Origin of the sequence: Bradyrhizobium sp. CCBAU 11361 (genome assembly GCF_028128935.1) — a bacterium.
Taxonomy (GTDB): domain Bacteria; phylum Pseudomonadota; class Alphaproteobacteria; order Rhizobiales; family Xanthobacteraceae; genus Bradyrhizobium; species Bradyrhizobium niftali.
This window is the reverse complement of the sequence record NZ_LBJZ01000181.1, coordinates 82,471-103,239: the sequence shown is the minus strand read 5'-3', so window position 1 is coordinate 103,239 and position 20,769 is coordinate 82,471. Positions and strand designations below refer to the sequence as shown.

Annotated in this window: 15 protein-coding genes; all 15 read left to right on the top strand. The window is 66.6% G+C overall.

The window, feature by feature from the left end; genetic code table 11:
• The first annotated feature begins 34 nt into the window (after positions 1-34).
• The 15 genes from XI08_RS24075 to recN all read left to right on the top strand — a co-directional run bounded on the left by XI08_RS24075 (position 35) and on the right by recN (position 20,726).
• Positions 35-1,492 (top strand): UDP-N-acetylmuramoyl-L-alanyl-D-glutamate--2,6-diaminopimelate ligase, encoded by a 1,458-nt coding sequence (locus XI08_RS24075; RefSeq protein ID WP_271576230.1) that lies wholly within the window; start codon positions 35-37, stop codon positions 1,490-1,492.
• On the top strand, positions 1,489-2,868 hold the full coding sequence (locus XI08_RS24070) for a UDP-N-acetylmuramoyl-tripeptide--D-alanyl-D-alanine ligase (protein WP_271576229.1): 1,380 nt from the start codon (positions 1,489-1,491) through the stop codon (positions 2,866-2,868). The genes XI08_RS24075 and XI08_RS24070 overlap by 4 nt, the downstream gene beginning before the upstream one ends.
• A gap of 161 nt (positions 2,869-3,029) precedes the next feature.
• Positions 3,030-4,133 carry a phospho-N-acetylmuramoyl-pentapeptide-transferase gene (gene mraY, locus XI08_RS24065; RefSeq protein ID WP_011089345.1) on the top strand — a complete coding sequence of 368 codons (1,104 nt, stop codon included), beginning with the start codon at positions 3,030-3,032 and terminating at the stop codon, positions 4,131-4,133.
• Positions 4,134-4,245: 112 nt separating this feature from the next.
• The gene (gene murD / locus XI08_RS24060; protein ID WP_271576228.1) at positions 4,246-5,643 is read left to right on the top strand and encodes a UDP-N-acetylmuramoyl-L-alanine--D-glutamate ligase; all 1,398 of its coding nucleotides are present in this window, start codon (positions 4,246-4,248) and stop codon (positions 5,641-5,643) included.
• 239 nt (positions 5,644-5,882) lie between these two features.
• Positions 5,883-7,034, top strand: coding sequence for a putative lipid II flippase FtsW (gene ftsW, locus XI08_RS24055; RefSeq protein WP_271576227.1), 1,152 nt, complete (start codon positions 5,883-5,885; stop codon positions 7,032-7,034).
• Between the two features lie 147 nt (positions 7,035-7,181).
• Positions 7,182-8,282, top strand: a complete 1,101-nt coding sequence (murG, locus tag XI08_RS24050; protein WP_271576226.1) for an undecaprenyldiphospho-muramoylpentapeptide beta-N-acetylglucosaminyltransferase — start codon at positions 7,182-7,184, stop codon at positions 8,280-8,282.
• Positions 8,283-8,571: 289 nt separating this feature from the next.
• A complete protein-coding gene (murC, locus tag XI08_RS24045) occupies positions 8,572-9,975 on the top strand; it encodes a UDP-N-acetylmuramate--L-alanine ligase (RefSeq protein WP_271576225.1) in 1,404 nt (467 codons plus the stop codon).
• 5 nt (positions 9,976-9,980) lie between these two features.
• Positions 9,981-10,898, top strand: coding sequence for a UDP-N-acetylmuramate dehydrogenase (gene murB, locus XI08_RS24040; protein ID WP_271576224.1), 918 nt, complete (start codon positions 9,981-9,983; stop codon positions 10,896-10,898).
• A gap of 124 nt (positions 10,899-11,022) precedes the next feature.
• A complete protein-coding gene (locus XI08_RS24035; RefSeq protein WP_271576223.1) occupies positions 11,023-12,009 on the top strand; it encodes a D-alanine--D-alanine ligase family protein in 987 nt (328 codons plus the stop codon).
• 339 nt (positions 12,010-12,348) lie between these two features.
• On the top strand, positions 12,349-13,365 hold the full coding sequence (locus tag XI08_RS24030) for a cell division protein FtsQ/DivIB (RefSeq protein WP_271576222.1): 1,017 nt from the start codon (positions 12,349-12,351) through the stop codon (positions 13,363-13,365).
• Positions 13,362-14,684 (top strand): cell division protein FtsA, encoded by a 1,323-nt coding sequence (gene ftsA / locus XI08_RS24025; RefSeq protein WP_027544671.1) that lies wholly within the window; start codon positions 13,362-13,364, stop codon positions 14,682-14,684. The genes XI08_RS24030 and ftsA overlap by 4 nt, the downstream gene beginning before the upstream one ends.
• A 90-nt stretch (positions 14,685-14,774) precedes the next feature.
• Positions 14,775-16,580, top strand: coding sequence for a cell division protein FtsZ (gene ftsZ / locus XI08_RS24020; protein ID WP_271576221.1), 1,806 nt, complete (start codon positions 14,775-14,777; stop codon positions 16,578-16,580).
• A 360-nt stretch (positions 16,581-16,940) separates the two neighbouring features.
• Positions 16,941-17,903, top strand: a complete 963-nt coding sequence (lpxC, locus tag XI08_RS24015; RefSeq protein ID WP_027544673.1) for a UDP-3-O-acyl-N-acetylglucosamine deacetylase — start codon at positions 16,941-16,943, stop codon at positions 17,901-17,903.
• A 245-nt stretch (positions 17,904-18,148) separates the two neighbouring features.
• On the top strand, positions 18,149-19,039 hold the full coding sequence (locus XI08_RS24010) for an outer membrane protein assembly factor BamD (RefSeq protein ID WP_027544674.1): 891 nt from the start codon (positions 18,149-18,151) through the stop codon (positions 19,037-19,039).
• A gap of 13 nt (positions 19,040-19,052) precedes the next feature.
• A complete protein-coding gene (gene recN / locus XI08_RS24005; RefSeq protein WP_027544675.1) occupies positions 19,053-20,726 on the top strand; it encodes a DNA repair protein RecN in 1,674 nt (557 codons plus the stop codon).
• Positions 20,727-20,769 lie beyond the last annotated feature (43 nt).

Here is a 20,769-nt window from a genome sequence, read left to right as displayed (position 1 = left end):
CGATTCGGCTTTCCGGCATGTCGACTGGACGACCATGAAACTGCGCGATCTCTCAGGCAATGACGCCGCAATCGAGCCCGCTGTCGCGGCGCTCGAAGTGACGGGGCTTGCGCTCGACAGCCGCGTGGTCAGGCCGGGTGATCTCTTCTTCGCGCTCGCAGGCAGCAAGACCGACGGCGCACGCTTCATCGATGCGGCGGTCGCCGCAGGTGCGGTGGCGATCGTCGGCGATCATGCGCCGGCCGCTTGCAAGGTGCCGTTCGTCCCGGTGGCCAATCCGCGCCGCGCGCTGGCGCTGGCCGCCGCCAGATTTTTCCCGTCGCAGCCCGCGACCATCGCCGCGGTGACCGGCACCAGCGGCAAGACCTCGGTCGCGGCGTTCACGCGCCAGATCTGGGAGCGGCTGGGCCACGCCTCCGCCAGCATCGGCACCATCGGTCTGGTCTCGCCCAGGCGCACCGTCTACGGCTCGCTGACGACGCCGGACCCGATCGCGCTGCACCGGCAATTGGACGAGATCGCGCGCGAGGGCGTCACGCATCTCGCCTTCGAAGCGTCCTCGCACGGGCTCGATCAATATCGCCTCGACGGCGTGCGCGTCTCCGCCGGCGGCTTCACCAATCTCTCGCGCGATCACATGGATTACCACCCGACCGTCGCGCATTATCTTGCGGCGAAACTCCGGCTGTTCCGCGATCTGGTCCCGCCTGGTGGCGCGGCCGTGATTTCGGCCGATCATGATTGCTCGGCCGAAGCAATCGATGCGGCGAAGGCGCGCGGCCTGCGCGTGATGGCGGTCGGCCGTCACGGCGACGGGTTGGGCGAGGGCATTCGCCTCACCGAGGCCGAGGTCGAGGGCTTTTCGCAAAAGCTCACGGTCGAGCATCGCGGCAAGCGATACGCGATCCGGTTGCCGCTGGTCGGTGAATTCCAGATCGAGAATGCGCTGGTGTCGGCCGGTCTTGCCATCGGCACCGGCAGCGATCCGGCAAACGTGTTCGCGAGCCTCGAACATCTCGAAGGCGCCAAGGGCCGGCTCGAGCGTGTCGGCGAGCGCAACGGCGCGCCGATCTTCGTCGACTATGCGCACAAGCCCGACGCGCTGGCGAAGGCGTTGCAGGCGCTGCGGCCTTACGCGAAGCGCAGGCTGGTCGTCGTGTTCGGCGCCGGCGGCGACCGCGATGCCGGCAAGCGTCCGATCATGGGTGAGATCGCCGCGGACAATGCCGACGGCGTCATCATCACCGACGACAATCCGCGCAGCGAGCAGCCCGAAGCGATCCGCGCCGCGATCCTCGCCACTGCGAAGGGCGCCCGCGAGATCGGCGACCGTGCCGCGGCGATCCGCGCCGCGATCGAGGAACTGGAAGAGGGCGATGCGCTGCTCATCGCCGGCAAGGGCCACGAGACCGGGCAGATCGTCGGCGGCGAGGTGCTGCCCTTCAGTGATCACGAGGCGGTTGCCGCCGCACTAGCGTCGAGGGTTGCATGAGCGCGCCAATATGGACGGTTGCGGAGGTGGCGCGGGCGCTGGGCGCTGCCGGATCATTCCCGGATACGCCGATCGACTTCGTGACGCAGGACAGCCGCCTGGTGAAGCCGGGCAGCCTGTTCGTCGCGCTCAGCGGCACGCCGAGCGGCGGCTTCATCTCGGCCTTCGCCAGCGCGCGCGACGGCTGGGAGTTCGCCGACAAGGCGGAAGCCTCGGGCGCGGTCGCGATGATCGTGCCGCACGAGATCGCGGGCATCCGCATCCCGCAGATCGTCGTGAAGGACACGCTGATCGACGGCCTCTGGGGCCTCGCGCGCGCTGCACGCGCGCGCTTCAACGGGCCGGTGATCGGGCTCACCGGCAGCGCGGGCAAGACCAGCACCAAGGAATTTCTGGCGGCTTATCCGAGCGCCTATGCGAGCCCGTCGAGCTTCAACAATTTCTGGGGCGTGCCGCTGACGCTGTGCAATGCGCGGCCCGATGCCAGCCTCTGGGTCGTCGAGATGGGCATGAACCAGACCGGCGAGATCGCGCGGCTCAGCGAGCTGACGCGACCGACCGTCGCGCTCGTCGTCAACGTCCAGCCGGTGCATCTGGAAAAGCTCGGCTCGCTCGAGGCCATCCGGCGCGAGAAGGTCTCGATCGCGCTCGGCCTGCCGGAGAATGGCGTGCTGGTGCTGCCCGCCGGGCTCAAGGCATCCGAATGGAAGGGCAAGGTGGTGCGCTTCGGCGAGCATGCCGAGGTGCACGAGGTCACGCACGCGCCGCATGGCGAGAGCTGGCAGATCGTGGCGATGATCGGCAAGAAGCAGATCGCCTTCAGCCTGACGCCGGGCGCGCCGCACCGCGTGCAGAATTCGCTCGCCGCGCTTGCTTCGATCCGCGCGGCGAACCTCGATGCCGCGACGCTCGCGATCAAGCTCGACCGCGTCGGCATCATGACCGGCCGAGGCGTCGAGCAGGCGGTCGGCGGCGTCACCGTGATCGACGACAGCTTCAACGGCAATCCGGCCAGCGTGGCTGCTGCGCTGCAAAGCCTGCAGGCGCGCAACGTGACTGGTGGCCGCCGCATTGCGGTGCTCGGCGATATGCTGGAACTGGGCGGTGACGCACCGAGCTACCACACCGGCCTCACCAAGCATCTCGAAGGCATCGATGGTGTCTATTGCGTCGGGCCGCTGATGCGCCACCTCTTCGACGTGCTGCCGGCCGGCAAGGGCCTTGGCTGGCACGACGATCCCGCCACGCTGAAGCCGGGCGAGGTCGCAAGCCTGCTGAGGGCAGGCGACGTCGTGGTTGTCAAGGGCAGCAAGAAGATGTTCTGGGTCAACAAGTTTGTGCCGGGCCTAGTGGCCGCCTTGCAGGCAAAGGCGTAAACTGCTTGGAAGGCGCTGTTCCCGAATCCCACCCTTTGCGGCGCGAAGCGTTTTCCCAGAGGTCGCCCGACCCCATGATGAAGACCAGCGAATGCGCGTGAGGCACGCTGAGGCCAAGATTAAAACCAAGGCCCGTGCGAAGGCGCCATAGGACCGACTGAATGTTTTACTGGCTGATCGAGCTCTCCAACACATTTCCGGGCTTCGGTGCCTTTCGCACCTTCCTGAACGTCTTCCGCTACATCACCTTCCGCACCGGCGGCGCGGTGGTCACCGGCGCGCTGTTCGTGTTCCTGTTCGGGCCCTGGATCATCGATCATTTGCGCATCCGCCAGGGCAAGGGTCAGCCGATCCGGACCGATGGACCGCAATCGCATCTCGCCAAGAAAGGCACGCCCACCATGGGCGGGCTGATGATCCTGTCCGGCCTCACGGTCGGCACGGTGCTGTGGGCCAACCCGCTCAATCCCTATGTCTGGATCGTGCTGGCGGTGACGCTCGGCTTCGGCTTCGTCGGCTTCTACGACGACTACCTCAAGGTGACCAAGCAGACCACGACCGGGTTTGGCAGCAAGCTTCGCCTGCTGATCGAGGCGGCCATCGCGCTGGTGGCCTGCTACGCGCTGGTGCGCCTGAACCGCGATCCCGCGTCGACCGCGCTGACGATTCCGTTCCTGAAGGACACCGTGCTGCATTTCGGCTGGTTCTTCGTCGTGTTCGGCGCCTTCGTCATCGTCGGCGCCGGCAATGCGGTGAACCTCACCGATGGTCTCGACGGCCTCGCCATCGTGCCCGTGATGATCGCGACCGCGAGCTTTGCGATGATCGCCTATCTCGCCGGCAACGCGGTGTTCGCCGACTACCTCCAGATCAAATATGTCGCCGGTACCGGCGAACTCGCGGTGCTCTGCGGCGCGCTGCTGGGCGCCGGCCTCGGCTTCCTCTGGTTCAACGCGCCGCCGGCCTCGATCTTCATGGGCGACACCGGCTCGCTCGCGCTCGGCGGCATGCTCGGCGCCATCGCGGTCGCGGTGAAGCACGAGATCGTGCTCGCGGTGATCGGTGGCCTGTTCGTGCTGGAGGCGGTCTCCGTCATCGTGCAGGTGGTGTCGTTCAAGCTCACCGGAAAACGCATCTTCCGCATGGCGCCGATCCACCACCATTTCGAGCAGCTCGGCTGGACCGAGCCGCAGATCGTGATCCGCTTCTGGATCATCTCGGTGATGCTGGCGCTCGCCGGCCTCTCGACGCTGAAGCTGCGGTGACTTCTATGGTGGTCGATTTTCGCTGTCATTCCGGACGACGCGAAGCGGCGATCCGGAATCTCGAGATTCCGGGTTCTCGCTTCGCGAGCCCCGGAATGACGGGGTTGAGGCCATGATCCCGGTCACCTCCTTCGCCGGCAAGACAGTCGCGGTATTCGGCCTCGGCGGCTCGGGGCTGGCGTCCTGTCACGCGCTGAAGGCCGGCGGCGCCGAGGTGATCGCCGCCGACGACAATGCCGAGAACGTCGCCAAGGCCGCGCAGGCCGGCTTCATCACCGCGGATTTGCGCGACGTCTCCTGGGCGAATTTCGCAGCGCTGGTGCTCGCGCCCGGCGTGCCGCTGACCCATCCCGTGCCGCACTGGAGCGTGCTGAAGGCGCGCGAGGCCGGCGTCGAGGTGATCGGCGACATCGAGCTGTTCTGCCGCGAGCGGCGGCGCCATGCGCCGGATGCGCCGTTCGTCGCCATCACCGGCACCAACGGCAAGTCGACCACGACGGCGCTGATTGCGCATCTCACCAAAGTCGCCGGCTACGACACCCAGATGGGTGGCAATATCGGCACCGCGATCCTGTCGCTGGAGCCGCCGCGCACGGGCCGCGTCCACGTCATCGAGATGTCGTCCTACCAGATCGACCTCACCCCCTCGCTCGATCCCTCCGTCGGCATCCTGCTCAATGTCAGCGAAGACCACATCGACCGTCATGGCACCATCGCGCACTACGCCGCGGTGAAGGAACGTCTCGTCGCCAGCGTGCAGGCGGGCGGCACCTCGATCGTCGGCGTCGATGACGGTTTTTGCCGCGACATCGCCGACCGGCTCGACCGCGCCGGCAAGAACGTGGTGCGCATTTCCGTCAAGAACCCGCTGGCGAGCGGCATCCATGTCGAGCACGGCACCATCGTGCGCACCGCCGGCGGCGCCCGCAGCGAGGTCGCCAGGCTCGGCGGCATCGGTTCGCTGCGCGGCCTGCACAACGCCCAGAACGCGGCCTGCGCCGCCGCGGCCGCGCTTGCGATGGGCATCAGCCTGGATGTGCTGCAGAACGGCCTGCGCAGCTTTCCGGGCCTCGCGCATCGCATGGAGCAGGTCGGCCGCCGCGGCAACGTGCTGTTCGTCAACGACTCCAAGGGCACCAACGCGGATGCCACCGCGCATGCGCTGTCGTCCTTTTCGGAAATCTTCTGGATCGCCGGCGGCAAGCCCAAGGCGGGTGGTATCACGAGCCTGACGGGCTACTTCCCGCGCATCCGAAAAGCCTATCTGATCGGCGAGGCCGCGCAGGAGTTTTCGGGAACGCTGGGCTCGGTCGCGCACGAGATCAGCCAGACGCTTGACGTTGCCGTCGAGCACGCCGCGCGCGATGCGGAGGCCTCGGGGCTCACCGACGCGGTCGTGCTGCTCTCGCCCGCCTGCGCGTCCTTCGATCAGTACCGCAACTTCGAGATCCGCGGCACCAAGTTCCGCGAGCTGGTGCAGGCGCTGCCGGGTGTGAAGCCGGTGGTGTGAGGGCGCTCGTTCGCCATACTCCGCTGTCATCGCCCGCGAAGGCGGCGATCCAGTATTCGAGAGGCGGTGGTGATTGAACCGAGAGGCCGCGGCGTACTGGATGCCCCGGTCAAGCCGGAGCATGACAGTGAGTTGCGTGGCGGCGGCGGGGATCATCTCCAAACATCCGCTTTTCCTTAACCCCCCGGTAACCAACCTCGGCGACCAATGGACTGACCTCTGTCCGAAAGCGGCCGCCCATGCTCTCCCGTGAAGAACGCACCCCCTTTTCCGAGTGGTGGTGGACCGTCGACAAGCCACTGATGGGCGCCATCCTGGCGCTGATGCTGACCGGCGTGATCCTGTCGCTGGCGGCGAGCCCGCCAGTTGCGACCCGCATCGGGCTCGATCCCTTCCATTTCTTCAGCCGGCACGTGATGTTCCTGGCGCCGTCCTGCCTGGTGCTGCTCGGGGTCTCCTTCCTGTCGCCGCGCGCGATCCGGCGAAGCGCGCTGCTCATCTTCGCGGTCAGCATCATCCTGATCGTGGTGACGCTCGCGATCGGCCCGGAAGTGAAGGGCTCGCGGCGCTGGATCACGCTGCTCGGCGTCAACATCCAGGCCTCCGAAATCGCAAAACCATCGTTCGTCGTCATCGCCGCGTGGCTGTTCGCGGAATCGACCAGGCGGCCGGAGATGCCGGCGACCTCGATGGCGCTGGTGCTGCTGCTGATGCTGGTCTCGCTGCTGGTGATGGAGCCAGATTTCGGCCAGACCATGCTGGTCCTGATGGTGTGGGGCTCGCTGTTCTTCATCGCGGGCATGCGCATGATCTGGGTGTTCGGGCTCGCCGGCCTCGGCGCCGCCGGGCTGTTCAGCGCCTATCTGTTCGTCCCGCACGTCGCCGGCCGCATCAGGCGCTTCATGAATCCCGCCTCGGGCGACACCTTCCAGGTCGATACCGCCATGGAGGCCTTCTACAACGGCGGCTGGTTCGGGCTCGGACCGGGCGAGGGCATCGCCAAGCGCAGCCTGCCGGACAGTCATACCGACTTCGTGTTCGCCGTTGCCGCCGAAGAGTTCGGCATCATCCTGTGCCTTGCCATGCTGGCGCTGTTCGCCTTCGTCGTCGTCCGAACGCTGTCGCGGGCCTATGCCAATGAGGACATGTTCTCGCGCTTTGCGGCCTCCGGCCTTGCGATCCTGTTCGGCGTGCAGGCGGCGATCAACATGTCGGTCAACCTCCAGCTCATCCCGGCGAAGGGCATGACGCTGCCCTTCATCTCCTATGGCGGCTCCTCGATCGTATCGCTCGCCTATGGCGTCGGCATGATGCTGGCGCTGACGCGGCTGCGCCCGCGCACCGAGGTCGAGGCCAGCGGCCACGCCGAGGCGATGCGCAGCTACGCGTGATCCTTCGTCATTGCGAGCGAACGGGTCCGCGCGAAGCGCGGCCCGATGACAGGCTCCGCGAAGCAATCCAGACTGTCCCCGCGGAGGGATTCTGGATTGCTTCGCTTGGCTCGCAATGACGGGAAAGACCTAGTAAAAGGCGTCTTCATGGACACCTCCCCCCTGATTCTTCTCGCCGCGGGCGGCACCGGCGGCCATCTGTTTCCGGCCGAGGCGCTCGGCGTCGAATTGATCCGGCGCGGCTTTCGCGTGCGTCTCGTCACGGACGAACGGGCGCTGCGCTACAGCGGGCTGTTCAGCAAGGACATGATCGACGTCGTCTCGAGCGAGACTGCGCGCGGCCGCAATCCGCTCCAGCTCGCCTATGCCGGTCTCACGCTCGCCGCCGGCACGCTGTCGGCCTACAGCCTGATCAAGCGATTGAAGCCCGTCGCCGTCGTCGGCTTCGGCGGCTATCCGACGCTGCCGCCGCTGGTCGCGGCAAAATTCGCCGGCGTGCCCGGCATCATCCATGACGCCAACGCGGTGCTCGGCCGCGCCAACCGGTTTCTGTCGAGCCGCGTCCGCGCCATCGCGACGTCGTTGCCGGGCGTGCTCGACCGCGACCCGGCGCTATCAGGCAAGACCACGACCGTCGGCACGCCGATGCGACCGGCGATCCTCGCCGCAGCCGCCGTGGCCTATGCCGCGCCCGAGGCGAACGGCCCGCTGCGCCTGCTCGTCGTCGGCGGCAGCCAGGGCGCGCGTATCATGGCCGACATCGTGCCAGGCGCGATCGAGCGGCTCGAGCCTGCGCTGTGGGGCCGGCTCATCCTCACACAGCAGGTGCGCGACGAGGACATGAATCGCGTGCGCGCGGTCTACGACAGGCTCAAGATCAATGCCGAGCTCGCGCCGTTCTTTACCGATCTGCCGGCGCGGCTCGCCTCCAACCATTTGGTGGTGTCGCGCTCCGGCGCCGGCACCGTCGCCGAGCTCGCCGCCATCGGCCGGCCGTCGATCCTGGTGCCGCTGCCGGGCTCGATCGACCAGGACCAGTTCGCCAATGCCGGCGTGCTGGCCAAGGTCGATGGCGCGATCCGCATTCCGCAGACCGAGTTCACCTCGGATCGGTTGGCTTCCGAAATCTCCGCCTTCGCCGCCGAGCCGGCGCGCCTTGCCGCCATGGCTGCGGCTGCGAAGGGGGCAGGGCGGCTCGATGCCGCCGAGCGGCTGGCCGATCTGGTGGTCAAGGTCGCGGGCCTTTAGCACTCGTCATTCCGGACGGGCCGCAAAGCGGACCGATCCGGAATCTCGAGATTCCGGGTTCGCTCGCGCTGCGAGCGCCCCGGAATGACGAAAAAGGGCCGACTTTTGAATGTTACTCGTCATGGCCGGGCTTGTCACACCAAGTCGGATTTATCCGACTTGGTACTTTCAAAAGAGACGGCACTCGGTATACCGAGTGCCTATGCATCCGCGTCTTGCAAGAAAGACGCTAGGATTCGTGGATGCCCGGGACGAGCCCGGGCATGACGACGGAACGACGGGATAGAGCATGAGACTGCCGCGCGAGATCGGACCCATCCACTTCGTCGGGATCGGCGGGATCGGCATGAGCGGGATCGCCGAGGTGCTGGTCAATCTCGGCTACGCCGTGCAGGGCTCGGACGCCTCCGACAATTACAATCTCGACCGTCTGCGCAAGAAGGGCGCCAAGGTCTCGGTCGGCCACAAGGCGGAGAATGTCGACGGCGCCGAGGTCGTCGTCGTGTCCACCGCGATCAAGCGCGACAATCCGGAATTGATGGCGGCACGCGAGCGGCGCATTCCCGTGGTCCGCCGCGCCGAGATGCTGGCCGAGCTGATGCGGCTGAAGAGCTGCGTCGCGATCGCCGGCACCCATGGCAAGACCACGACGACGACAATGGTTGCAACGCTGCTCGATGCCGGCGGGCTCGATCCCACCGTGATCAACGGCGGCATCATCAACGCCTACGGCTCCAACGCACGTCTCGGCGCCGGCGACTGGATGGTGGTGGAAGCCGACGAGAGCGACGGCACGTTCCTGAAACTGCCGACCGATGTCGCGATCGTCACCAATGTCGACCCCGAGCATCTCGATCACTTCAAGACCTTCGAGGCGGTGCAGGACGCCTTCCGTCATTTCGTCGAGAACCTGCCGTTCTACGGCTTTGCCGTGATGTGCATCGATCATCCCGTGGTGCAGAGTCTCGTCGGCAAGATCGAGGATCGCCGCATCATCACCTATGGCGAGAATCCGCAGGCCGATGTGCGACTGGTCGATCTCACCCCGATGGGTGGCGGATCGAAATTCAAGGTCGCGTTCCGCGATCGCAAGACCGGCGTCGTGCACGAGATCGCCGATCTCATGCTGCCGATGCCAGGCCGGCACAACGCCTCGAATGCGACGGCCGCGATTGCCGTCGCACGCGAGCTCGGCGTTACGGACGATGCGATCCGCAAGGCGATCGCCGGCTTCGGCGGCGTCAAGCGTCGCTTCACCAAGACCGGCGAGTGGAACGGCGTCACCGTCATCGACGATTATGGCCATCATCCCGTGGAGATCGCAGCAGTGCTGAAGGCGGCGCGGGAATCCACCAACGGCAAGATCGTCGCCGTGGTGCAGCCGCACCGCTACACCCGCCTGCAATCGCTGTTCGAGGAATTCTGCACCTGCTTCAACGATGCGGACGCGGTTGTTGTCGCCGATGTCTATGCCGCCGGCGAAGCGCCGATCGATGGCATCGACCGCGATCATTTCGTCGCCGGCCTGCGCGCCCATGGCCACCGCGAGGTGGTCCCGCTGCCGGCGGCGCCGGAGCTGGCGGGCATCGTCAAGGGGCTCGCGACATCGGGCGATCTCGTCGTGTGCCTTGGCGCCGGCAACATCACGCAATGGGCGTATGCACTGCCCGGCGAATTGAAGGCGCTGGGGTGAGGCCGGTGGGTTTTCCCGACATCACCCCCTCGCTCAAAGCCGCGATGCCTGATCTGCGCGGCCGGCTGCTGGCCAACCAGTCGCTGGCCGAGGTGACCTGGTTTCGCGTCGGCGGTCCGGCGCAGGTGCTGTTCACGCCGGCGGACGAGGACGATCTCGCCTATTTCCTCGCGCATCTCGCTTCCGACATCCCGGTCTATGTCGTCGGCGTCGGCTCCAACCTGATCGTGCGCGACGGCGGCATTGCGGGCGTGGTGATACGTCTGGCGCCGCGCACCTTTGGCGAGGCGACCGCGAGCGGTGACATCGTCACTGCCGGCGCGGCTGCGCTCGACAAGCGCGTGGCGGAGGTGGCGGCATCCGCCAATATCGGCGGGCTCGAATTCTATTTCGGCATTCCCGGCACCATCGGCGGTGCGCTGCGCATGAATGCGGGCGCCAATGGCGGCGAGACCAAGGACGTGCTGATCGAGGCGCGAGGCGTCGGGCGCGACGGCACGAAGCACGTCTTCGCCAATGCCGACATGAAGTTCGTCTATCGCAACAGCGGCGTCGATCCGTCTATCATCTTCACGTCTGCGCGCTTTCGCGGTGAGGTCAAGGATGCGGACGCGATCCGCGCGCGCATGGCGGAGGTACAGAGCCATCGCGAGACCGCGCAGCCGATCCGCGAAAAGACCGGCGGATCGACCTTCAAGAATCCGCCCGGCCATTCCGCCTGGAAGCTGGTGGACGCCGCCGGCTGCCGCGGCTTGCGCGTCGGCGGCGCGCAGGTCTCGGAGATGCACTGCAATTTCCTGATCAACACGGGCGATGCCACCGCGCACGACATCGAGACGCTGGGCGAGACCGTGCGCGAGCGCGTGAAGGCCAATTCCGGAATTGAGCTGCACTGGGAAATCAAGCGGATCGGGGTTTCATGATCACCGTCATTCCGGGGCTCGCGAAGCGAGAGCCCGGAATCCATAACCACGATCGGGAGTATGGATTCCGGGCCTGCGCCTTGCGGCGCATCCCGGAATGACGACTGGATAGGTAACGGAAGACATGCGCATCACCATCCTCTTCGGCGGCTCCAACCGGGAGCGTCTTGTCTCGGTTGCCTCGGCCCAGGCGCTGCATCAGGCGCTGCCCGAGGCCGATCTCTGGTGGTGGGACGTCGAGGACAAGGTGCATGTGGTGCAGTCGAAGCAGCTGCTCGAACATGCTCGCCCCTTCGAAGACGAGTTCAAGCCCGGCACATCAGGCATTGCGCTGGCGCAGGCGCTCGACCAGGCCAAGGCGGAGAACCGCGTGCTGGTGCTCGGCCTGCATGGCGGACGTGCCGAGAACGGCGAATTGCAGGTGATGTGCGAGGCGCGCGGCGTGCCGTTCACCGGCTCGGGCTCGGCCTCCTCGCATCTCGCCTTCGATAAGATCGCGGCGAAGCGCTTCGCCGCACTCGGCGGCGTGACGCCGCCGGAAAACATTGCACTGGATGATATCGACGAGGCCTTCGCCGAATACGGCCGGCTGATCGCAAAGCCGGCGCGGGACGGCTCGAGCTACGGCCTGATTTTCGTCAACGCCAGGCAGGACCTCGTCGCCGTCCGCAATGCCGCGAAGCACGAGGAGTATGTGATCGAGCCCTATGTCGCCGGCGTCGAGGCAACCTGCGGCGTGCTGGAGCGCACCGACGGCTCAATCGTCTCGCTGCCGCCGATCGAGATCATTCCGGGCGAGGGCAATTTCGACTACGCCGCGAAATACCTTCTGAAATCGACCCAGGAGATCTGCCCCGGCCGTTTCACGCCCGAGATCACCGCCGCGCTGAAGCAGCAGGCGATGCTGGCGCACCGGGCGATGTCCTGCACCGGCTATTCCCGCTCGGACTTCATCGTCTCGGCCAAGGGCCTCATCTATCTCGAAACCAACACGCTCCCCGGGCTGACCAAGTCCTCGCTCTACCCCAAGGCGCTGAAGGCCGAGGGCATCGCGTTCGTCGACTTCCTGCACGGCCTGGTCGAGCTCGCCGGGCGGGGTGTGCGGAAATAGTTAGGACTGGTTAACGGCCAAACGGGCGAAACGGCCCGCTTTGGGCCCCAAATCCGGTAAAATGCCGGACATCGCGGCATAAATGCCTCACAGGGCTGGGCAAAAAGCGTCCGGCGTTAACGAAGTTTACCTTTTGTTTACCAGGACATCCGAAGGTTAACGCTGGCGGCGCATATGGCGCTTTGGCTGCCGGCGCGTGAGCTGTTGCGGGTGAGGTCACCTCCAGCGAACGCTTTGATGGGAGAGGCTTCGTCTGCTGATCCGGCCCGGCAAGTCCGAGACGTCATGTTCGCCAGGACCCGCGCGATGTCGCGGGCAAACTGTTGACGAGCTCGTGCAATGGATGGTGCAGGAAGCCTCACCCGGTCGCTTCTGAGATCGCTGAGGCCCCAAGCTGATCTGAAGGCGGCCGCTATCGGAGCGGTCGTGCTTCTGCGCGAGTGGGTGCAGGACAAGCGCGTCGAGGTCCGCGCTGCCGCCAAGGACAAGATCAAGGCCAAGGCCGTGGTCGAGCGCGAGCCGCCGCCGCGCGTGGTCGCGCTGGTCGAGCGCTATCTGCCGCGCCGGGTCGGGATCAGCATGACCGTGCTGCTGCTGATCGGAAGCTGCGGCTTCGGCATCGTCAAGGGCGGCCATCTCCAGGATTTCGTCACGGCGGTCAGCGACGCCCGCAACGCGATGGCCAATTCCGCCGGCTTCCGCATCACCTCCGTCGTGATCAACGGCCGCAAGCAGCTCACCCAGGACGAGATCCTCGCGATCGGCGGCGTCAGCGGCCGTTCCTCGCTCCTGTTCCTCGACGCCGACGCCGTGCGCGACAAGCTCAAGGCCAATCCCTGGATCGCGGATGCGACCGTGCTGAAGCTCTATCCGGGCCAGCTCATGATCGAGCTCACCGAGCGCAAGGCGTTCGCGCTGTGGCAGGAGGCCGGCCGCCTCTCCGTCATCGCCGACGACGGCGCGGTGCTCGAGCCCTATGTCTCGCGCCGGTTCCTGGCGCTGCCGCTCGTGGTCGGCAAGGGCGCCGACACGCAGGCCCGTGATTTCCTCGCGCTGCTGGCGCGCTATCCGCAGGTCAACTCGATCACCAAGGCCGCGATCTACGTCGGCGAGCGGCGCTGGAACCTGAGGCTCAAGGACGGCCTCGATATCCGCCTGCCCGAGCAGGACGTCGGCAACGCGCTTGCGATGCTGTCCAGGCTCGACAAGGAAGACAAGCTGTTCTCCCGCGACATCGTCGCCGTCGACATGCGCCTGCCCGATCGCCTGGTGGTGCAGCTGTCCGAGGACGCCGCCAAGGCGCGCGAAGACCAGTTCAAGGACAAGAAGAAAAAGAAGGCCGGGGACGCTGCATGACCGGTCTCGATCGCACCCAGACGCCGAAGACGCGCCAGATGCCGCACAAGCGCGGCGGCATCGTCGCCTGCCTCGACATCGGCACCAGCAAGATCGCCTGCATGATCGCGCGGCTGAAGCCGTCGGCGCCGAGCGATGCGTTGCGCGGCCGCACCCACGCGGTGGAACTGATCGGTTACAGCCAGATCCAGTCGCGCGGCATGAAGGCCGGCGCGGTGGTCGATCTCGGTGAATGCGAGCAGGCGGTGCGCCAGGCCGTCGGGCTTGCGGAGAAGATGGCCAAGGTGCGGGTCGAGTCCGTGCTGCTCTCGGTCTCCGGCGGCCGGCTCTCCGGCCAGCTGGTCGAAGCCGCCGCCGACATCCGCGGCGGGGCCGTGACCCCGGCCGACGTCAGCCGCGTCACCTCCACCGGCATGCGCCACGCCACCGGCGAGGGCCGCACCGTTCTGCACGCGCTGCCGGTCGGCTACACGCTCGACGGCGTCAAGGGCATCCGCGATCCCCGCGGCATGGTCGCGCATCAGTTCGGTGTCGACATGAACGTCGTCACCTGTGACGCCACCGTGGCGCGGAACCTGATGCTCGCGGTGGAGCGCTGCCACATCAATGTCGAAGCCATGGCGGCGAGCCCCTATGTCGCCGGCCTGTCGGTGCTGACCGACGACGAGGCCGATCTCGGCGCTGCCGTCGTCGAGATGGGCGCCGGCACCACCACGATCGCGGTCTATGCCGGCGGCCGCTTCGTGCACGCGGCGGGTTTTGCTGTCGGCGGGCAACACATCACGATGGATCTCGCGCGCGGACTCTCCGCGACCATTGCCGATGCCGAGCGAATCAAGACGTTATACGGGACCGTCATCACCGGCGGATCGGACTCGCGTGAGCTGATGTCTGTGCCGACAGCCGGTGACGAGCAGGATCTGCCGCAGATCGTCTCCCGCGCCACCATCGCCAACATCGTCAAGCACCGTGCCGAGGAAATCTTCGAAATGGTCCGGGACCGGCTCAAGGATTCGCCCTTCGCGTCAGAGCCCAACGGCCGCGTCGTGCTCTCGGGCGGCGCCTCGCAGCTGACCGGTCTCGTCGAACTCGGAACACAGATTCTCGGCCGGCCCGTGCGGGTCGGACGTCCGCTCGGCTTCGGCCGGCTGCCCAACGAGGCGAAGAACGCCGCGTTCGCGGTGCCGGCCGGACTCCTCGTCTACCCGCAATATGTTCACCAGGAACATGTCGAACCGCGGCATACGCGGCAGCAGGTCAGGACAGGGACCGGCGGTTATTTCGGAAAGGTTGGACGATGGCTACGCGAGGGCTTCTGATGATTCCTTTCCGTAATTCCCGATTTTCACTAACTCCCGCGGCCGCCGGCCGGGGCGAACCCACGCGCGCGTGATCGAGAGGCAGCAACCATGACCATCAGCATCAATGTTCCTGATATTCACGAACTGAAGCCCCGGATCACCGTGTTCGGCGTCGGCGGCGCCGGTGGCAACGCCGTCAACAACATGATCACGGCGGGCCTCCAGGGCGTCGACTTCGTGGTCGCCAACACCGACGCACAGGCGCTGACGATGTCGAAGGCGCAGCGCATCGTGCAGATGGGCACGGCGGTCACGCAAGGCCTCGGCGCCGGTTCGCAGCCGAACGTCGGCGCCGCGGCGGCCGAAGAGGTGATCGACGAGCTGCGCGACCATCTCTCGGGCGCCAACATGGTGTTCGTCACCGCCGGCATGGGCGGCGGCACCGGCACCGGTGCTGCTCCCGTCATCGCCAAGACCGCGCGCGACATGGGCATCCTCACCGTCGGCGTCGTGACCAAGCCGTTCCACTTCGAGGGCGCCCGCCGCATGCGCACTGCCGAATCCGGCATCGCCGAGCTGCACAAGGTGGTCGATACGCTGCTGATCATCCCGAACCAGAACCTGTTCCGGGTCGCCAACGAGAAGACCACCTTCGCCGATGCCTTCGCGATGGCCGACCAGGTGCTCTATTCGGGTGTCGCCTGCATCACCGACCTGATGGTCAAGGAAGGCCTGATCAACCTCGACTTCGCCGACGTCCGCGCCGTCATGCGCGAAATGGGCAAGGCGATGATGGGCACGGGCGAGGCCTCCGGCGACAAGCGCGCGCTGACCGCCGCTGAAGCTGCGATCGCCAACCCGCTGATCGACGACAGCTCGATGAAGGGTGCCAAGGGCCTTCTCATCTCCATCACCGGCGGCAAGGACCTCACGCTGTTCGAGGTCGACGAAGCCGCGACCCGCATCCGCGAGGAGGTCGACCAGGACGCCAACATCATCGTCGGCGCCACCTTCGATGAAGCGCTCGATGGCCTGATCCGCGTTTCCGTCGTCGCCACCGGCATCGAGCAGGCCACGATCGCCCGCAACAGCCAGGCCACCAGCGCCCCGGTTGCGAATGCAGCGCCGCAGGCGCACCAGGCTCCCGCAGCTCCGGCCGCCGTGGCCGAGAGCCGTCTCGCCGATCTGACCGCGCGTCTGCGTGCCGACAACCAGCGCCTGGCCGAACGTGCCCAGAAGCTGGAAACGCAGGGCCCGGCGTCCGCCTCCGCGCCGGCCGCGGCCGCGCCGATGGCGCCGCGTGCGAACGTCGAGCGCGCTGCGCTCGCCGCCATCGCGGCTGCCGTTGCCGACGTCCCGCAGGCGCCCGCGCCGATGCAGACCTACGGCGACGTCACCGTGCGCCCGATCGCGCAGAAGCCGACCTTGTTCCCGGAGCCCGACATGGCCCCGGTCGCGATGCAGGAGCCGATGACGCCCGAAAACTTCATCCCGCCGCAGGCCGAGCGTGCGCCGGTGCGTGCGCCGCGGATGCCGCGCCTCGATGAACTGCCGATGCCGGCCCAGGCCGAGATTCGTCAGGCCCGCGGCGAGGTTGAAGAAGAGACCCCGCAGAAGAGCCGCCTGTCGCTGCTCCAGCGCCTTGCCAATGTCGGCCTTGGCCGCCGCGACGAGGAGAGTGAGCCGCCGGTTGCCGCCCGCACCACGGGTCCGGCGATGCCGCCGCTGCCGGAGCGCCGTCCGCAGAAGAGCGTGGCGCAGCAGATCGCGGCCAGCGAGCCGGTATCGGAGTATGCCCGCCGTCCCGCGCCGCAGGGCCTCGACATGCATGGCCGTTCCGCACCTGTTGCGCCGGCGCCACAGGGAGACGACCATCTTGATATCCCGGCCTTCCTGCGGCGGCAGGCGACCTGAGGATTGTTACAATAAGGCAGACGAAAAAAGGTCCCGGCAGGAAGCCTGCCGGGGCCTTTTCTTTTTGACCGGGCATGCCTGGCCTGCATGGCCAAGCAACTGATTTTAAATCATTAATTACGTATTCGGTGGTTCAGTAAAACCGCCGGCAGCGGCCCAAAACCTCGGCGCAATTTGGTTAAGCCTTGGCGCGAATACGGCAGGTTTGGGGTAACAATCGGTAAAAAAGCGTGAGTTGGCGCTGTTTGGGGCTGTGACTATGGTTTGTCGTGACTTGGGGATACGGATTCGGACGGCGGCCTTGGCCGGTCGGTCGGGTTAAGTATAAGTCGCAGTGGGTCGTAGTGGGGCGGGTTCCTGATGAAATTTAGCCGGCAAACAACGCTTTGTGCGCAAGCCACCGTGGTCGGCGTCGGCGTTCATTCCGGTCTTCCCGTCAACCTCACGCTTGGACCTGCGCCCGTCGATGCAGGTTTTGTTTTTGTCCGCACCGGCCTTGAAGGAAGTGACCGCGAAGTTCAGGCGACCGCCGAGCAGGTGATCGCGACCGACCTCGCCACCGTCCTCGGCGATCGCAACGGTCCGCTGGTCTCCACCGCCGAGCACGTGCTTGCTGCGCTGCGGGGCATGGGCGTTGACAACGCCACGATCGAGATCGACGGGCCGGAAGTGCCGATCATGGACGGCAGCGCCGCGGCCTTCATTGCGGCGATCGACCAGGCCGGCATCGTCACCCAGCCGGCGCAGCGCCGCTTCATCCAGGTTTTGAAGCCGGTCTCGGTCAAGATCGGCGACTCCTTCGGCGAGATCCGGCCCCACGCCAACGGGTTCCGCGTCGAGGTCGAGATCGACTTCACCAATCCCGTCATTGGCCGGCAGAGCTACGCCTTCGACCTCAGCCCGGAACGCTTCCGCCGCGAAGTCGGCCGCGCCCGGACTTTCGGCCTGATGTGCGACGTCGCCCGGCTCTGGGGTGCGGGTTACGCGCTCGGCGCCTCCTTCGACAACACCGTCGTGTTCGACGACGAGCGGCTGCTCAACACCGAGGGCCTGCGCTACGCTGACGAATGTGCGCGCCACAAGGTGCTGGACGTGATCGGCGACCTCGCGCTGGCCGGCTTGCCGCTGCTTGGCGCCTACCGCTCGGTGCGCGGCGGCCACAAGCTCAACCACGCCGTCCTGACCGCGCTGCTTGCCGACCGTTCCGCCTGGCGGGTGGTCGAGGGCGAGGCGGTGCGCCGCACCACGCGTCCCGTGGTCGAAACCGGTCGCGGTATCGTCGGCGGCCGGATCGCCGCGGCCTACGGGCCGGACGTGTCCTGAAGAGAACTGTGGCCGCGGGCATCTGCGGCGGCTGTCCCCGGGAAACTCCTGGTAACCATGATCGGCTAGCATTGCGGCACGTTCGCCTTAATCCGGGCGAAATGCCTGCCCATACGGTAGGTTAACGATCGTTTTTCGGATACATCGGCGTGGTCGCATGGCAGGCACCACGGCTACATTTCGCGCCCATGACGAGGTTCGTGGGCTGGCGGGCACCGCATCACAGGGCGTCAGGGCTTAAACTCATGTCGGCACAGCGTATGACGCGCGGATATCTCTTGATCTCGCCTCTCGCCCGCGGGCTGCTTCAGGCCGCTGCCTTCATCATGCTCGCGCTGCCGCTGGCCGGCTGCGGCACCGGCGCGCTCTGGGACAAATTCACCGCCAAGGACGACACCTTCGTCGAGGAGCCCGCCGACAAGATCTACAATGAGGGCCTGTACCTCATGAACGAGAAGAAGGACATGAAGGCGGCGAACAAGAAGTTCGAAGAGGTCGACCGCCAGCATCCTTATTCCGACTGGGCCCGCAAGTCGCTGCTGATGTCGGCCTATGCGTCCTACCAGGGCGGCGACTATGACAGCTGCATCGGCGCCGCCACCCGCTATGTCACGCTGCATCCCGGCAGCCCGGACGCGGCCTACGCGCAGTACCTGATCGCCGCCTCGCATTACGACCAGATTCCGGACATCAGCCGCGACCAGACCCGCACCGAAAAGGCGATCGCCTCGCTGGAAGAGGTGGTCCGCAAATATCCGACGTCCGAATACGCGACCTCCGCCAAGGCCAAGATCGAGGGCGCGCGCGACCAGCTCGCCGGCCGGGAAATGAACGTCGGCCGCTATTACGCGCAGAAGCGCGACTACACGGCCGCGATCAACCGCTACAAGGCCGTGGTCACGCAGTACCAGACCACGCGCCATGTCGAGGAAGCGCTCTACCGGCTCACCGAGGCCTATATGGCGATCGGCATCGTCGGCGAGGCGCAAACGGCGGCGGCCGTACTTGGCCACAATTTTCCTGACAGCCGCTGGTACAAGGACGCCTATAATCTTGTAAAATCCGGCGGTCTCGAGCCGAGCGAGAATCAGGGGTCCTGGATCAGCAAGACCTTCAAGAAGATGGGTCTCGGCTAGGAAATTTGGTTCCATGCTGGCGCGACTGTCGATCCGTGACATCGTCCTGATCGAACGGCTCGATATCGAATTCGCCACCGGCCTTGCGGTTTTGACCGGCGAGACCGGTGCGGGCAAATCCATCCTCCTCGATGCCTTTGCGCTGGCGCTCGGCGGCCGCGGCGACGCCGGCCTCGTGCGCCACGGCGCGGAGCAGGGGCAGGTCACGGCCGTCTTCGATATCCCCAAGAATCACCCGGCGACGAAGATCCTCGCCGAGAACGGCCTCGACGACACCGGCGAGATGATTCTCCGCCGCGTCCAGCTCGCCGACGGCCGTACCCGCGCCTTCATCAACGACCAGTCGATCAGCGTGCAGACGCTGAAGGCGGTCGGCGCCGCCCTGGTCGAGATCCACGGCCAGCATGACGAGCGTGCGCTGGTCGATGCCGCCACTCACCGTCGCCTGCTCGATGCCTTTGCCGGCCTCGAGAAGGACGTTGCAGTCGTTGAGTCGCTCTGGGAGGCACGCCGCACCGCGAACACCGAGCTGGAGGAGCATCGCGCCGGCATGGAGCGGGCCGCGCGCGAGGCCGACTATCTGCGCCACGCCTCCGACGAGCTGAAGCAGCTCGCCCCCAAGGACGGCGAGGAGACCGCGCTGGCGTCCCGCCGGACCACGATGATGCAGGGCGAGAAGATCGCCTCCGACCTGCGCGAGGCGCAGGAGGCCGTCGGCGGCAATCACTCGCCGGTCGCGGCGCTGTCCGCCGCGGTGCGCCGGCTGGAGCGCCGCGGCGTCAATTCGCCGGCGCTGGTCGAGCCCGCGGTCAAGGCGATCGACGCCGCGATCAACGCGCTGGAGGAAGCCGACCAGCATCTCCTGGCCGCGCTAGCCGCAACCGACTTCGATCCGGCCGAGCTCGAACGCATCGAGGAGCGCCTGTTCGCCTTGCGTGCCGCCTCGCGCAAATATTCGACGCCGGTCGACGGGCTCGCCGCGCTCGCCGCCAGATACGCCGCCGACGTCGTGCTGATCGATGCCGGTGCCTCGCGGCTGAAGAAGCTTGAGCAGGCTGCGATCGAGGCCGATGCGCGTTATGCGGCTGCCGCGAAGAAACTGTCGATGGCGCGGCAGAAATCGGCCGAGAAGCTCAACAAGTCCGTCAATGCCGAGCTCGCCCCGCTCAAGCTCGAGCGCGCGAAATTCATGACCCAGGTCGAAACCGACGAGGCCGCGCCGGGGCCGCAAGGCATCGACCGCGTCGAGTTCTGGGTGCAGACCAATCCGGGCACCAAGCCGGGCCCGCTGATGAAGGTCGCCTCCGGCGGCGAGCTGTCGCGCTTTCTCCTGGCGCTCAAGGTCGTGCTGTCCGACCGCGGCTCGGCGCCGACCCTCGTGTTCGATGAGATCGACACCGGCGTCGGCGGCGCAGTGGCCGACGCCATCGGCGGGCGCCTGGCGCGGCTTGCCGGCAAGGTGCAGGTGATGGCCGTGACCCACGCCCCGCAGGTCGCCGCGCGGGCCGGCCAGCATTTGCTCATCTCCAAGGACGCCCTCGACAAGGGCAAGCGCGTCGCCACCCGGGTCAATGCGCTGGCCGCCGACCACCGCCGCGAGGAGATCGCGCGCATGCTCGCCGGCGCCGAGATCACCGCCGAGGCGAGGGCGGCCGCGGACCGGCTGCTCAAGGCGGCGACGGCTTAGTTGGACACTGTCATTCCGGGGCGATGCGAAGCATCGAACCCGG

Bases quoted from the DNA above. Each gene is read 5' to 3' on its own strand.
- XI08_RS24075 (WP_271576230.1), top strand. From the start codon at position 35: ATGAAACTGCGCGATCTCTCAGGCAATGACGCCGCAATCGAGCCCGCT.
- XI08_RS24070 (WP_271576229.1), top strand. From the start codon at position 1,489: ATGAGCGCGCCAATATGGACGGTTGCGGAGGTGGCGCGGGCGCTGGGC.
- mraY (WP_011089345.1), top strand. From the start codon at position 3,030: ATGTTTTACTGGCTGATCGAGCTCTCCAACACATTTCCGGGCTTCGGT.
- murD (WP_271576228.1), top strand. From the start codon at position 4,246: ATGATCCCGGTCACCTCCTTCGCCGGCAAGACAGTCGCGGTATTCGGC.
- ftsW (WP_271576227.1), top strand. From the start codon at position 5,883: ATGCTCTCCCGTGAAGAACGCACCCCCTTTTCCGAGTGGTGGTGGACC.
- murG (WP_271576226.1), top strand. From the start codon at position 7,182: ATGGACACCTCCCCCCTGATTCTTCTCGCCGCGGGCGGCACCGGCGGC.
- murC (WP_271576225.1), top strand. From the start codon at position 8,572: ATGAGACTGCCGCGCGAGATCGGACCCATCCACTTCGTCGGGATCGGC.
- XI08_RS24035 (WP_271576223.1), top strand. From the start codon at position 11,023: ATGCGCATCACCATCCTCTTCGGCGGCTCCAACCGGGAGCGTCTTGTC.
- XI08_RS24030 (WP_271576222.1), top strand. From the start codon at position 12,349: ATGGATGGTGCAGGAAGCCTCACCCGGTCGCTTCTGAGATCGCTGAGG.
- ftsA (WP_027544671.1), top strand. From the start codon at position 13,362: ATGACCGGTCTCGATCGCACCCAGACGCCGAAGACGCGCCAGATGCCG.
- ftsZ (WP_271576221.1), top strand. From the start codon at position 14,775: ATGACCATCAGCATCAATGTTCCTGATATTCACGAACTGAAGCCCCGG.
- lpxC (WP_027544673.1), top strand. From the start codon at position 16,941: ATGAAATTTAGCCGGCAAACAACGCTTTGTGCGCAAGCCACCGTGGTC.
- XI08_RS24010 (WP_027544674.1), top strand. From the start codon at position 18,149: ATGTCGGCACAGCGTATGACGCGCGGATATCTCTTGATCTCGCCTCTC.
- recN (WP_027544675.1), top strand. From the start codon at position 19,053: ATGCTGGCGCGACTGTCGATCCGTGACATCGTCCTGATCGAACGGCTC.